We start from the raw sequence: 13498 nt of genomic DNA, 5'->3' as shown, positions 1-13498 counted from the left end.
TTTCCTGTTTTCCACCCCCTGGATAAAGGGCATGGCAGGAAATTATCAAGCGTTCAGCACCCGGCCATAGGCATCCAGCACGGCTTCCTTCATCGTTTCCGAAACGGTCGGATGCGGGAAGATCGTGTGCATCAGCTCTTCTTCCGTCGTCTCGAGGTTCATGGCGACCACGAAGCCCTGAATGAGTTCGGTCACTTCTGCACCGACCATATGCGCACCAAGCAGTTCGCCGGTCTTCTTGTCGAAGATGACCTTGCAGAGGCCCTGATCTTCGCCGAGAGCGATCGCCTTGCCGTTGGCAACGAAGGAGAAGCGGCCGACGCGGATATCGCGGCCAAGTTCCTTGGCCTTGGCTTCGGTCAGGCCGACGGAAGCAACCTGCGGCTGGCAATAGGTGCAGCCCGGCACCTTGCTCTTGTCGGTCGGGTGAACATTCGGCAAGCCGGCGATCTTCTCAATGCAGACGACGCCCTCGTGCTCGGCCTTGTGGGCGAGCATCGGCGGGCCGGCAACGTCGCCGATGGCATAGATGCCGGGAACGTTGGTCTGGCCGTAGCCGTCGATGACGACGCAGCCACGGTCGGTCTTCACACCGAGCGCCTCGAGGCCGAGGTTCTCGATGTTACCCTGTACGCCAACCGCGGAGATCATCCGGTCGGCAACGATCTGCTGAACCTTGCCGTCCTCGGTTTCGACATGGGCGGTAATGCTATTCGCGGCCTTCTCGACCTTCGTGACCTTCGCCTTGGTGAAGATCTTCAGGCCGCGCTTTTCCAGCTGCTTGCGGGCAATGCCGGAAATTTCCGCATCCTCGACCGGCATGATTGTCGGCATGACTTCGACGACGGTGACGTCGACGCCCATGGAGCGATAGAAGCTCGCGAATTCGATGCCGATCGCGCCCGAGCCCATGACAAGCAGCGACTTCGGCAGGAAATCCGGCTTCAACGCTTCGAAATAGGTCCAGATCAGCTTGCCATCGGGCTCGATGCCGGGCAGCGCGCGCGGACGGGCGCCGGTCGCGACGATGATGTGCTTGGCGGTGTAGGTGCCCTCGCCCTTGACGTTCTTCGGCACCGGATGCTGCGGCTCGACGACCGGCTTGGTCGACTTGCCGACGACGATTTCGCCGGGCTTGGTGATCTTGGCTTCGCCCCAGATCACATCGACCTTGTTCTTCTTCATCAGGAAGCCGACGCCGGTGTTCAAGCGGGCGGAAACGCCGCGCGACCGGGCGACGACTGCCTTCACATCCGCACTCACCTTGCCTTCGAGAACAAGGCCGTAATCTTTCAGATGGTTGGAATGATCGAGAATTTCGGCCGAACGGAGCAGCGCCTTTGTCGGAATGCAGCCCCAGTTCAAGCAGATGCCGCCCAGGTGCTCACGCTCGACGATCGCGGTCTTCAGGCCAAGCTGGCCGGCGCGCACGGCGGCGACATAACCGCCCGGACCGGAGCCGATGATAATGACGTCGTAATTCTCAGCCATGTGTTTCCTGCCTTAATCGTGGCGGCGGATCGGAGCCGGCGCCTTAAATCTATTAGAGACCGAGCATCATCCGCACGATCGGCTCGAGGCCGCGACCGAGCGCCCGGGTGTTTTCCGCATCGAGATGAACGCCATCGAGCGGCGTGGTGACGGCGACCGTATTGGCATCGAAAAAGCCGCAACCCAGTTCATCTGCCAGGTCGCTGTAGAGCGTCGGCAGCTTGCTCGATTCCTTGACCGCGCCGAGAAAGCTGGCCGCAAAGGCAGCATTGGCTGTCTCGGTGATCGCCGGCGGGGCGACGATGAGGATATCGGGCACCTCGTAGTCGAACCCCCAGGCGTGATTGCGCACCAGTTGGACCAAGCGGCTGATGCCCTGCAGAGCGGCAAAGGCCGAACCGGCGACAACCGGCTTCATGTCGTTGGTTCCGAGCATGATGATGACGAGATCGAGCGGATTGTGGGTCTGCAGGATCGTCGGCAGGATTCTCGCGCCATTGCGGTCGCAATCGGCGAGATGATCGTCGAACGCCGTCGTGCGGCCGTTCAATCCTTCCGGGATCACGCGCACCTGGTTGCCGAGCGCCTTTTGCAGCACGCTCGGCCACCGATCTTCATAGGCATGACGGCCAACCGTTTCGGCACTGTAGCCCCATGTCAGCGAGTCGCCGTAACACAGAACAGTCTTGGTCATTCATGCCTCCGTGTCATCAAGGCTCAGACGAGCATCCCCATCGGATTTTCGATGTAGCCCTTGAAGGCTGCCAGGAGCTCGGCGCCGAGCGCACCGTCGACGGCGCGGTGGTCGGTCGACAGCGTGACGGTCATCACGTTGGCAATTACCATCTCGCCCTTCTTGACGATGACGCGCTGCTCGCCCGCGCCGACGGCCAGGATGGTCGCATGCGGCGGGTTGACGACGGCGGCGAAGTTCTTGACGCCCATCATGCCCATGTTCGACACGGCAGTCGTACCACCCTGATACTCCTCAGGCTTCAGCTTGCGCTCCTTGGCTCGCTTGCCGTAGTCCTTCATCTCGTTGGAGATGGTCGAGAGCGTCTTCTGCTCGGCGCTGCGGATGATCGGCGTGATCAGGCCGCCAGGAATGGAGACGGCAACGCCGACATCGGCATGCTTGTGCTTGACCATGGCGCTATCGGTCCAGGAGACGTTGGCGTCCGGAACATCGCGCAATGCCAGCGCCAGGGCCTTGATGACCATGTCGTTGACCGAGAGCTTGTAGGCCGGAACGCCGTCCTTCGACTTCGGAGCGGAATCGTTGAGCTGCGTGCGGAGCGCCAGCAGCGCGTCGAGTTCGCAATCGACCGAGACATAGAAGTGCGGGATCGTCTGCTTGGATTCCTGCAGGCGCTTGGCGATGGTCTTGCGCATGCCGTCATGCGGCACGAGCTCGTAGGAACCCTGCTCGAACAGCTTGAGGACGGCGTCGTCGGACATGCCCTTCGGCGCTGCCGGAGCGGCTGCTGCTGCCGGCTGTGCGGCCGGTGCAGCGGCGGGAGCAGCCTTGGCGGCGCCGCCGGAAACCGCAGCTTCGATATCCTTCTTGACGACGCGGCCATGCGGGCCAGAGCCGGAAACGGCCGCTACGTCGATGCCTGCTTCCTTGGCAAGGCGGCGGGCGAGCGGCGAAGCGAAGGTGCGGTGACCGTCGTTTGCCGCCGGAGCCGATGCAGCGGGTGCCGGGGCGGGTGCGGCAGGAGCAGAAACGCTTGCCGAAGCCGGGGCCGCAGCAGGTGCTGCTTCCGCCTTCGGAGCTTCCTTCGCGGCCGGAGCAGCAGCGGCACCAGCGCCGGACGCTGCAGCAGCGACATCTTCGCCATCGGCGGCAAGCACAGCGATCAGGGCGTTTACCTTCACGCCTTCGGTGCCGGCAGGAACGACGATCTTGGCGACGGTGCCCTCATCGACAGCCTCGACTTCCATCGTTGCCTTGTCAGTCTCGATCTCGGCGATGACATCGCCGGACTTGATCTTGTCGCCTTCCATGACCAGCCACTTGGCGAGGTTGCCCTCTTCCATGGTCGGCGAGAGGGCAGGCATGGTGATGTTGATAGGCATCGATGAGCCCTCCCCTTATTTGTAGCAAACGGCCTTCACCGCATCGACCACTTCGGCGACGCTCGGAAGCGCCAGCTTTTCGAGGTTGGCGGCGTATGGCATGGGTACGTCCTTGCCAGCGATCGTCAGGATCGGCGCATCGAGATAATCGAAAGCCTGCTGCATGACGCGGGTGGCGATTTCCGTGCCGACGGAGGACTGCGGATAGCCTTCCTCGACGGTGACCAGGCGGCCGGTCTTCTTGACCGATTCGATGATCGTCGGAAGATCCATCGGGCGTATGGTGCGCAGATCGATGAGTTCGACATCGATGCCCTGGGCTTCCAGCTCGGCAACGGCCTTGGTGGCATAGGTCATGCCGATGCCGAAGGAGACGACGGTAACATCCTTGCCCGGACGGTGGATGCGGGCCTTGCCGATCGGCAGTACGAAATTATCCAGCTTCGGCACATCGAAATGCTGACCGTAGAGAATTTCGTTTTCAAGGAAGATGACCGGGTTCGGATCGCGGATGGCAGCCTTGAGCAGGCCTTTGGCGTCGGCTGCCGTGTAGGGCATGACGACCTTAAGGCCCGGAATGTGGCTATACCAAGCGGCATAATCCTGGCTGTGCTGAGCGCCGACGCGGGCAGCAGCACCGTTCGGACCGCGGAAGACGATCGGAGCGCCCATCTGGCCACCGGACATGTAGAGCGTCTTGGCGGCGGAGTTGATGATCTGGTCGATCGCCTGCATGGCGAAGTTGAAGGTCATGAACTCGACGATCGGGCGGAGGCCGGCCATCGCAGCACCGACACCGATACCGGCAAAGCCGTGCTCGGTGATCGGGGTGTCGATCACACGGCGTGCGCCGAATTCCTGAAGCAGACCCTGGGTCACCTTGTAGGCGCCCTGATATTCGGCGACTTCTTCACCCATGACGAAGACGTCCGGGTTGGCGCGCATTTCTTCGGCCATGGCATCGCGCAGCGCTTCACGCACCGTCATCGACACCATTTCGGTGCCGGCCGGAATTTCCGGGTCAGCAGGAGCAGCGGTCTTCGGCTGAGCCGGAACCGGTGCAGCAGCCGGTGCCGGCGCAGCAGCGGCAGGCGCCTCGGTCTTTGCCGGTTCGGCGGCAGGTGCAGCCTTGGCGGACGAAATGGCGTCAGCGGATTCGCCGTCCTGCAAGAGGATGGCGATCTTGGTGTTGACCTTGACGCCTTCGGTGCCGGCGTCGATCAGCAGCTTGCCGATCGTGCCTTCGTCGACGGCTTCCACTTCCATGGTGGCCTTGTCGGTTTCGATTTCGGCAATGACGTCACCGGAAACGACCTTGTCGCCTTCCTTCTTGAGCCATTTCGAAAGGGTACCCTCTTCCATCGTCGGAGAAAGGGCGGGCATGAGAATGTCGATGGGCATAGTGTCCCTCCCCGATTTAGAGCAGAATGTCGGTGTAGAGCTCGGATGCATCCGGCTCTGGATCGTTCTGGGCGAAATCGGCGCTGTCGGCGACGATGTCGCGGACATCCTTGTCGATATCCTTCAGATCGTCTTCGGTTGCCCAGCCCTTTTCGAGCAGGCGGATACGGACCTGCTCGATCGGGTCGTGCTCGGAGCGCATCTTCTGCACTTCATCCTTGGAGCGGTACTTCGCCGGGTCGGACATGGAGTGACCGCGGTAGCGGTAGGTCAACATTTCCAGAATGATCGGGCCTTTGCCGGAGCGGCAATGCGCAACGGCTTCGTCAGCCGCAGCCTTGACGGCGCGAACGTCCATGCCGTCGACCTGGATGCCGGGAATGCCAAAGGAGGCGCCGCGCTTGGAGAAATCGGCCTGCGCGGTGGCGCGAGCCGTCGAGGTGCCCATGGCGTAGCGGTTGTTTTCGATCACGAAGATCACGGGCAGCTTCCAGAGCTGCGCCATGTTGAAGCTTTCGTAGACCTGGCCCTGGTTGGCGGCGCCGTCACCGAAATAGGCGACGCTGACATTGTCATTGCCGCGGTACCAATTGGCAAAGCCGAGACCGGTGCCAAGCGAAACCTGGGCGCCGACGATGCCGTGGCCGCCGTAGAAATTCTTTTCCTTGGAGAACATGTGCATGGAGCCGCCTTTCCCTCGGGAATAGCCGCCCTGGCGTCCGGTGAGCTCGGCCATGACGCCACGGGCGCTCATGCCGGTCGCCAGCATATGGCCGTGGTCGCGATAGCCGGTGATGACCTGATCACCATCCTTCAGCGCCATCTGCATGCCGACAACGACAGCTTCCTGGCCGATGTAAAGGTGACAGAAGCCGCCGATGAAGCCCATGCCGTAAAGCTGACCGGCCTTCTCTTCAAAGCGGCGGATCAGGAGCATCTCACGATAAGCCTTGAGCTCCGCATCACGATCGAAATCTGCGATCGGGCCGCCATTGGTTTCCTTGGCAGGCCTTGATGCTGTCTTACGGCTGGAAACGGTCGCGTTTTTTCGCGGCGCCATTCAACCCTCCCTGTGTGAGTAGCCTCGTTTTATGGTGAGGCGTAACATAGGGAAGATTGCCCGCCACAGCAATGCTATAATTGCATGGCTCATATTCTTCGCAAGTCATTGATATAACTTACAAAAACGCGATTAACCGAAATTCGGTTAATTATGGCTATTTGTTGAAGATGACGATCTCGTTCGCTTTGGAATAGGTCAACTGATAGCGTGCATACTGATCGAGCATATCCTTATCCAGAGAGCCGTCACTCAACAGCGCGACCTCCTTTTCAAGGTGTTCGCGCTTGGCGACGAGATCAGCCAATTCCTTGGCGCGGTCGAGGCGGCGCTGCTCGAAAACTTCGGTCGCCTTCAGGCCGTAATCACCATGAATGCAATGATAACCGAAGTAGCTCACGAAAGCGATGGTGATGGCGGGAAGGATGAGACGGCCGAACCTTCTCTTCTTATGATACTTTGTCCACATACTCGCTCGTCACGCTCTGGCTTTACGCGATCTCCCAAAGCCAATGCGCTTCGAACAAGATCACATCAAATCAAACACCTAGAGCTAATTTAACCCGCAGAGATTAACCGTCCGTTGACTCTAACAGTCGGGACCAACAAAAAACCGCGCCCGAAGGCGCGGTTCAATCCAAGTAATAATTTTGCCGTGGATCCGGATGGATCCGACAGGTCAGATATCAGCCACGAAGGATGGAGCGGCCGGCATATTTTGCCTGTGGGCCGAGCGCTTCCTCGATGCGGATGAGCTGGTTGTACTTGGCAAGACGGTCGGAACGCGACAGCGAGCCGGTCTTGATCTGGCCGCAGTTGGTGGCAACGGCGAGATCGGCGATCGTGGAATCTTCCGTTTCGCCCGAGCGGTGCGACATGACGGCGGTGTAGTTGGCCTTGTGTGCGGTTTCGACGGCGTCGAGAGTTTCGGTCAGCGAGCCGATCTGGTTGACCTTGACGAGGATCGAGTTGGCAACGCCCATGCGGATACCGTCGCGCAGGCGAGCGGAGTTGGTGACGAACAGGTCGTCGCCGACGAGCTGGGTCTTCTTGCCGATCAGGTCAGTCAGGGTCTTCCAGCCTTCCCAGTCGTCTTCAGCCATGCCGTCTTCGATCGAAACAATCGGGTACTTGGCTGCGAGTTCTGCGAGGTATTCAGCCATGGCGCCGGATTCCAGCGTGCGGCCTTCGCCTTCGAGAACGTACTTGCCGTCCTTGAAGAATTCGGTCGAGGCGCAATCAAGGCCGAGAGCGATTTCGTCGCCCGGCTTGTAGCCGGCCTTTTCGATTGATTTCATGATGAAGTCGAGAGCTGCCGGCGCGCTGGAAAGGCCGGGTGCGAAACCGCCTTCGTCACCGACGTTGGTGTTATGGCCCTGCGATGCCAGTTCCTTCTTAAGCACATGGAAAACTTCCGAACCCATGCGGACAGCTTCGCGGATCGAGTCAGCGCCGATCGGCAGGATCATGAATTCCTGGAAGTCGATCGGGTTATCGGCATGGGCGCCGCCGTTGATGATGTTCATCATCGGAACCGGCAGCAGGCGGGCATGAGCGCCGCCGACATAGCGGTAGAGCGGCAGGTTGGCGCTCTGGGCAGCAGCCTTGGCGACGGCCAGCGAGACGCCGAGGATAGCGTTTGCACCAAGGCGCGACTTGTTCGGCGTGCCGTCAAGCTCGATCATGATGTTGTCGAGCTGGATCTGGTTTTCGGCGTCCATGCCGCCGATGGCGTCGAAGATTTCCGAATTGACGGCTTCGACGGCCTTCTCGACACCCTTGCCATGGTAGCGCTTGCCGCCGTCGCGAAGCTCGACGGCTTCATGCGCGCCGGTCGACGCGCCCGACGGAACCGCCGCGCGGCCCAAGCTGCCATCTTCGAGGTAGACATCGACCTCGACAGTCGGATTGCCACGGCTGTCGAGTATCTCGCGGGCGATAATGTCGGTGATTGCGGTCATGATAGCTTCCTGCTCGCTGGTTTATAAATCGATTTAAATCGTCTTAATCGAAGGCGCGGAAATTACAATGGCGATCCGCGCCGCGATTTGGCACTCCTGCAGGCCCGTAACGTAAATTCATGTCAGCCTGTTGAATGCCGGCTACGTTTCAAGCCTTGGCGATGGCGTCGAAGGCCAGCAGCTTCTCCAGAAGCCGTGGCATATCCTTCAAATAGACCATGTTTGGGCCGTCGGACGGTGCATTGTCGGGATCCTCATGCGTCTCCACGAAGAGACCGGCAACGCCGACGGCGACGGCCGCGCGCGCCAGCGTCTCGACGAAGCGGCGGTCGCCGCCGGTCGAACCGCCCTGCCCACCAGGCTGCTGCACGGAATGGGTCGCATCGAAGATGACGGGCGCGCCCATCGCCGCCATGATCGGCAGCGAGCGCATATCCGAGACCAGCGTGTTGTAGCCGAAGGAGGCACCGCGCTCGCAGAGAAGAATATTCGGGTTGCCGCTGTCGTTCAGCTTGGCAAGCACGTTCTTCATGTCCCACGGCGCCAAGAACTGGCCTTTCTTGACGTTGACCGCGCGGCCGGTCTTGGCGGCTGCAACCAAAAGATCGGTCTGGCGCGACAGGAAAGCAGGGATCTGCAGGATATCGACCGTCTTGGAAACGATGGCGCACTGCTCTTCCGTATGGATATCGGTCAGAACCGGAAAGCCATATTCCTTCTTCAGGTCTTCAAAGACTTCCAGCGCCTTTTCCAGGCCGATGCCACGCTTGCCCGACAGCGATGTGCGGTTCGCCTTGTCGAAGGAGGACTTGTAGACAAGGCCGATGCCCAGCTTGCCGCAGAGTTCCTTCAGGACGCCGGCAACCATGAACGCATGGTCGCGGCTTTCCATCTGGCAGGGGCCGGCAATCAGCGACAGCTTTGCAGTATTGGAAAAGAGGACCTTGGAGGCACCCTCGCCGACGGTGACTTCCGAATTCGTGCTCATATTATCTCCTCAAAGGCGAACAATGCGCCCTGACCGGGTGCCAACCTCGCCAATAGACGATTGTTCTTACGCGTATAGGTGACGCCGTTAGCAGTGAAATGCGACGATGTCACGGAAAGATCGCGCGTTTTGAAAAGGATTGCACGTGCTCTGAGCCCCGGATCATTCGTGCGAACAGGTAGATCATAGAATGCCTCCATTCCTTCCGGCGTCAAAATCTCCAGATCGGCATTGGCGGCCTTGATCGTCAGGCCAAAGGAATGCTCCATAATGCGCGGGCCACCGACAAGCTCCTCGAAGAAGCCGCGATAGGCCGCCGGCTTCGGCGCGCAAAGCGCTACCCGCGCGATACCAGTCACGCCGTTTTCGTGACGCTCGAGCACACTGCGGTCAGCCGGCAGCGGATTGATGCGCTGACAGCAGAAAGCGAGAAAATCCGGCGCGCGCAGATCGGCGGCGAAGGCAAGACGAAAACCGGCCGTGGTTTCCGTTCCATCCGGCATCTTCATGGGACGGGAGAAATCCAGCATCTGCCCCGCCGAAATCGCAGCTGCTTTGAAGCGCTCGTCATCCGCCACCGCGTCATCCGTACCGAATACCACGGCCGAAAAGCCATTTTCGCCGACCCGGAAGCGATAAGCCTGGTCACGAGCAACGAAAACGTTGCCATCCAAGATGCTCTTTTCGCACTGCTCCATCGATGCCACGCCCAGAGGCTCTAAATAGGTTTTATCGGCAAGGAAGACGCAAGCATTCTGCGTGCCAAAGGGATGGCGCGCATCTGGAGCCACTGTAAAACCGAGCTTGCCGAGGCGCTCGCGTGCCAGAGCGATATCGACGGTCGGCAGCACGAGATGATCCAGCGGATGCGGAGACGAAATCATGGCTTCTCCTGTTTGCTTGCCGAAGCAGATTTGCGCCCATCCCCCGCGCAATTCAAGATGGAAGCATGGAACACCCGGAGCACACGACATGGATCGAAGGCAATCTCGCAAACGTGATTGCTGATTCTCTGCCATGGCTGGCTCATGCAGCCGCGCGGCACGTTCATCCAAATGCTCGGCGCACGGGCTGACGACAAAGTCTCGGAAGCGAGTAGAGCGGCATTTCTCTTATTTTTCTGCAGGTTAACGGAGACACAGCGCGCCGATGTTCGGAGCCGATCCATTCGCAAATGGTAATTATTTAACTGACCTCACAAGGCTTTACCGAAATTTAAGTACTTGCGGAACACATATGGAACATATAGTGTCCGTTCTGGATTTGTTTCACAGCTTTTCTTGATTCTGGGGTTCCAAGACGATGTTGACGCGCAAGCAGCAGGAACTGCTTCTCTTCATTCACGAACGCATGAAGGAATCCGGGGTTCCGCCATCTTTCGACGAGATGAAGGATGCACTGGATCTGGCATCGAAATCCGGTATTCATCGCCTGATTACGGCACTGGAGGAGCGGGGCTTTATCCGCCGGCTGCCGAACCGGGCCAGAGCGCTCGAAGTCATCAAGCTTCCCGACGCCTATAATCCGAGCCTGCAGCAGCGCCGCGGCTTTTCTCCGAGCGTTATCGAGGGCAGCCTCGGAAAGCCGCAGCCCGTTGCCCCGCCCGCTCCGTCGAAGGTGGCAAATGACGATCACAATGGCTCGGCGTCGGTGCCCGTGATGGGCCGCATCGCTGCCGGTGTTCCGATCTCGGCCATCCAGAACAATACGCACGACATTACCGTTCCCGCCGACATGCTCGGATCCGGCGAACATTATGCGCTTGAAGTTCGAGGGGATTCGATGATCGATGCCGGAATTTTCGACGGCGATACCGTCATCATCCGCAATTCGACGACGGCCAATCCCGGCGATATCGTCGTTGCACTCGTCGACGACGAAGAAGCGACACTGAAGCGCTTCCGCCGCAAGGGTGCCTCCATCGCGCTGGAAGCCGCAAACCCGGCCTATGAAACCCGCATCTTCGGGCCGGACCGCGTCAAAGTTCAGGGCAAGCTCGTTGGCCTTATTCGTCGCTATCACTAACCGGTGAATTGTCGACGACGGGTGACGCTGGCGCAATTGGCGCGTCGAATTTGCCAGTGCGCCAATCATAGGTTCGATGCCTGGTCCATGGACGCTGCGGGTTCTCGAATGCGGCTGAGATAATGGGCCTGTCTGCGGTAAGTATCATTTCGATGGAGCCGGTTTTGCGCAATGTCGCACCGGTTATGAGCATCGCTCCGGAACGGCAGTGGTTCAGCCGCATTCGGATTGGCGTTACGACGATATTCGCCATATTGCAGGCTGAGGGTAGATAGGCTGCGTTCTCGATCGTAACCAGTATCGCGCCGTTTTCGAGGATGGCTGCGCACCATGCTCCTTTCTGGCAGGCGAAACTGCCCTGCATGGTACGGTCCAAGGCCTCCTCCATTGCGGTGCGGACCGCCCTCTGTTCTTCACTGTTCAATCGCTTATAACGATCTGCCTTGCCGATTTGTGGAAGTCGGCTGTCAGCCGAGAGCATGGTCGGAGGCTGATGTTCCGCCGCAACCAGTGCCTTTTGCCATTGTTCGAAAATGAAGGCCTGCGGTTTCTCACGATTGGTCGCGAGTATATCGTCCTGGCGCAACGCGACCAGAACGCCATCTTCGGAGATCATCAGGTCGGGTTTCGGTACGCCAGATCCGAATGCCGCCAAGCCCATGGACAAGAGCGATAATAGCAGGCCCAGATGGCGAAGCCGGGTCCGCAATATGCTCATGATCAGGAAGCCGATAATGAATGTGGGCATCAGCCAGGTCGGCTGGCGACCGAAGGTAATGTCACCTCCCCAACCAGCTACGGTTCTTGCGATCATGATAACGAGTTCCAGTCCCTCTCCGGTGACTTTCCAGAAAGGCCCGTCGAGACCGAGCGGCATGAGCAGCATCGCCGCCATGCCGAATGGCATGACGATAAAGGAGACGATGGGCATAGCAGCGAGATTGGCGGCGAGCCCATATGTCGCCAACCGGTGAAAATGCTCGATCGAGAAGATAGCCGTCGACGCGCCGCCGATGAACGAGGTCGACGTCACGCCTGCGAAGAAGCGCATGACGAACAATAGCGGACTTAATAGACGGACGCGCGGCAAAATGTTTTCGCGATGTCGCCGCCGCTTCCATAGCGAATAGCCCGACACCAGCGCCAGCGTTGCGGCATAAGACATCTGGAAGCTCGGGCCGAGCACTTGCGACGGCGACAGTACGAGAATGACAATGGCAGAAAGTGCGACGTTGCGCAGACTGATGGATGGTCGATCAAAAAGCACGGCCGCGAGCATGATCGCCATCATGATGAAGGCACGCTCGGCGGATACACCGAAGCCGGAGATGAGATAATAGGCCGTTACGGTGAGAAGCGCGCCGAGGGCTGCGAACTTCTTGGTCGGCCAGGCCTGCGCGACGCCGGGAAACAGGCTGAACAAGTAGCGTAGGCCGATGTAGAAAATGCCGGCCGACAACGCCATGTTCAGACCGGAAATTGCAATGATATGGGTCAGGCCGGCAATTCTCAGCGCTTCCGTCGTATTCTTGGAGATTGCGCGTCTCTCATCGGTGACAAGCGCCGCGGCAAAGGCGCCGGTATCTCCCGGCAAGGTTTGCCTGATCCTGTCGCCTATGCTGTTACGCAACCCGGCGAGCCAAATATCGGCCATATCCATCAGAGCACCGGCGGCGTTATCACCGGCCGGAGACAATAATTTCGGCGTTCCGTAGGCAAAGCCGTTCGCACCGATACCATTGAAATAGGAACTGAAGGCGAAATCGTTGAGGCCAAGCAAGGCCGGTCCGGCCGGCGGCGTCAACCGCGCCCTACCCTGGATGCGATCACCGAGATCGAACGGCTCCGCCTGCTTGCGCACGAAGATCGTAACCCGCTGCGGCGCGCGGCGAATGGAAGGTTTTTCCGTTGCCTCGACGCGAACGACGTAGCGCCAGCGTCCATTGTCATAGGATTCCCGTCGTTCGATCTGACCGGTCACGGTCGTGGTCACGGCCGAATCGAGCATGACGGTAGAAACCCGCCAGCTCTCGCATTGCGCCAGCGCCATGCCCAGGCAAAGGAGCATGCCTGCAAAAAGCAGATGGCGAAACAGCCTGCCTGCCTCCCGCATGAGCGCAAAGCCACAGGTAAAGACCAACAGGCCTGCAAGAACAGCCTGTGGAGGCGGATCGCTGCCAGCCTTGAACCAGAAAATTGCACCAAGGCCGATATAGATCGGCGCAAGCAGGACCGCGCGACCATGGGCCGCCTCCTCTTCGATCAATCCGAAGGTGCCAAGCCGAATGCGGCTTGATACCCGCAATAGCCGGGATGTCAGCCGCGTCTGGTCCTGCGTCCGTTCCCGTCGCTGCACTTCGGCGGGCAAGATATTCGTGGCAACAACAGGGCGAGGCTGCGAGAGCGCAGCAACGTCCCCACCCTCTTTCCGCTGCTCGGATGCCTCCAAATTAGGCACTCGCCGCCGTCCCCACGCAAAACTACAGCTTTTGC

The 13498-nt window shown here is 59.6% G+C and carries 11 protein-coding genes; 1 reads left to right on the top strand and 10 read right to left on the bottom strand.

Annotation, left to right across the window (positions count from 1 at the left end):
- Positions 1-45: 45 nt before the first annotated feature.
- The 9 genes from lpdA to FBZ97_RS16420 form a co-directional block, all read right to left on the bottom strand.
- A complete protein-coding gene (gene lpdA / locus FBZ97_RS16460; RefSeq protein ID WP_113333727.1) occupies positions 46-1491 on the bottom strand; it encodes a dihydrolipoyl dehydrogenase in 1446 nt (481 codons plus the stop codon).
- 52 nt (positions 1492-1543) lie between these two features.
- Positions 1544-2185 carry an SGNH/GDSL hydrolase family protein gene (locus FBZ97_RS16455; RefSeq protein WP_069612108.1) on the bottom strand — a complete coding sequence of 214 codons (642 nt, stop codon included), beginning with the start codon at positions 2183-2185 and terminating at the stop codon, positions 1544-1546.
- Positions 2186-2208: 23 nt separating this feature from the next.
- The gene (locus FBZ97_RS16450; RefSeq protein WP_145320155.1) at positions 2209-3570 is read right to left on the bottom strand and encodes a pyruvate dehydrogenase complex dihydrolipoamide acetyltransferase; all 1362 of its coding nucleotides are present in this window, start codon (positions 3568-3570) and stop codon (positions 2209-2211) included.
- 15 nt (positions 3571-3585) lie between these two features.
- Positions 3586-4971: a pyruvate dehydrogenase complex E1 component subunit beta gene (locus tag FBZ97_RS16445; RefSeq protein WP_145320157.1), complete on the bottom strand. Its 1386-nt coding sequence runs from the start codon at positions 4969-4971 to the stop codon at positions 3586-3588.
- A gap of 16 nt (positions 4972-4987) precedes the next feature.
- Positions 4988-6031 (bottom strand): pyruvate dehydrogenase (acetyl-transferring) E1 component subunit alpha, encoded by a 1044-nt coding sequence (gene pdhA / locus FBZ97_RS16440; RefSeq protein WP_113333724.1) that lies wholly within the window; start codon positions 6029-6031, stop codon positions 4988-4990.
- A 157-nt stretch (positions 6032-6188) separates the two neighbouring features.
- The gene (locus tag FBZ97_RS16435; RefSeq protein WP_113333723.1) at positions 6189-6500 is read right to left on the bottom strand and encodes a septum formation initiator family protein; all 312 of its coding nucleotides are present in this window, start codon (positions 6498-6500) and stop codon (positions 6189-6191) included.
- Positions 6501-6717: 217 nt separating this feature from the next.
- Positions 6718-7992 (bottom strand): phosphopyruvate hydratase, encoded by a 1275-nt coding sequence (gene eno / locus FBZ97_RS16430; protein ID WP_095434816.1) that lies wholly within the window; start codon positions 7990-7992, stop codon positions 6718-6720.
- A gap of 148 nt (positions 7993-8140) precedes the next feature.
- Positions 8141-8980, bottom strand: coding sequence for a 3-deoxy-8-phosphooctulonate synthase (kdsA, locus tag FBZ97_RS16425; protein WP_145320159.1), 840 nt, complete (start codon positions 8978-8980; stop codon positions 8141-8143).
- On the bottom strand, positions 8977-9864 hold the full coding sequence (locus FBZ97_RS16420) for a VOC family protein (RefSeq protein ID WP_145320161.1): 888 nt from the start codon (positions 9862-9864) through the stop codon (positions 8977-8979). Before FBZ97_RS16420 ends, kdsA begins: the two co-directional genes overlap by 4 nt.
- Before the next feature lie 418 nt (positions 9865-10282).
- On the opposite strand from FBZ97_RS16420, the gene lexA reads away from it, so the two are divergent.
- On the top strand, positions 10283-11005 hold the full coding sequence (lexA, locus tag FBZ97_RS16415) for a transcriptional repressor LexA (protein ID WP_112338327.1): 723 nt from the start codon (positions 10283-10285) through the stop codon (positions 11003-11005).
- Here lexA and FBZ97_RS16410 read toward each other — a convergent pair.
- Positions 10986-13463, bottom strand: coding sequence for a ComEC/Rec2 family competence protein (locus tag FBZ97_RS16410; RefSeq protein ID WP_246661776.1), 2478 nt, complete (start codon positions 13461-13463; stop codon positions 10986-10988). The genes lexA and FBZ97_RS16410 overlap by 20 nt on opposite strands.
- Positions 13464-13498 lie beyond the last annotated feature (35 nt).

It is taken from the genome of Rhizobium sp. ERR 942 (genome assembly GCF_007828395.1).
GTDB classification, from domain to species: Bacteria; Pseudomonadota; Alphaproteobacteria; order Rhizobiales; family Rhizobiaceae; genus Rhizobium; species Rhizobium dioscoreae.
The sequence above is the reverse complement of the archived record's forward strand: the minus strand, read 5'-3'. Positions and strand labels throughout refer to the sequence as shown.

Bases quoted from the DNA above. Each gene is read 5' to 3' on its own strand.
- FBZ97_RS16420 (WP_145320161.1), bottom strand. From the start codon at position 9,864: ATGATTTCGTCTCCGCATCCGCTGGATCATCTCGTGCTGCCGACCGTC.
- FBZ97_RS16455 (WP_069612108.1), bottom strand. From the start codon at position 2,185: ATGACCAAGACTGTTCTGTGTTACGGCGACTCGCTGACATGGGGCTAC.
- FBZ97_RS16445 (WP_145320157.1), bottom strand. From the start codon at position 4,971: ATGCCCATCGACATTCTCATGCCCGCCCTTTCTCCGACGATGGAAGAG.
- pdhA (WP_113333724.1), bottom strand. From the start codon at position 6,031: ATGGCGCCGCGAAAAAACGCGACCGTTTCCAGCCGTAAGACAGCATCA.
- eno (WP_095434816.1), bottom strand. From the start codon at position 7,992: ATGACCGCAATCACCGACATTATCGCCCGCGAGATACTCGACAGCCGT.
- lexA (WP_112338327.1), top strand. From the start codon at position 10,283: ATGTTGACGCGCAAGCAGCAGGAACTGCTTCTCTTCATTCACGAACGC.
- FBZ97_RS16450 (WP_145320155.1), bottom strand. From the start codon at position 3,570: ATGCCTATCAACATCACCATGCCTGCCCTCTCGCCGACCATGGAAGAG.
- kdsA (WP_145320159.1), bottom strand. From the start codon at position 8,980: ATGAGCACGAATTCGGAAGTCACCGTCGGCGAGGGTGCCTCCAAGGTC.
- lpdA (WP_113333727.1), bottom strand. From the start codon at position 1,491: ATGGCTGAGAATTACGACGTCATTATCATCGGCTCCGGTCCGGGCGGT.
- FBZ97_RS16435 (WP_113333723.1), bottom strand. From the start codon at position 6,500: ATGTGGACAAAGTATCATAAGAAGAGAAGGTTCGGCCGTCTCATCCTT.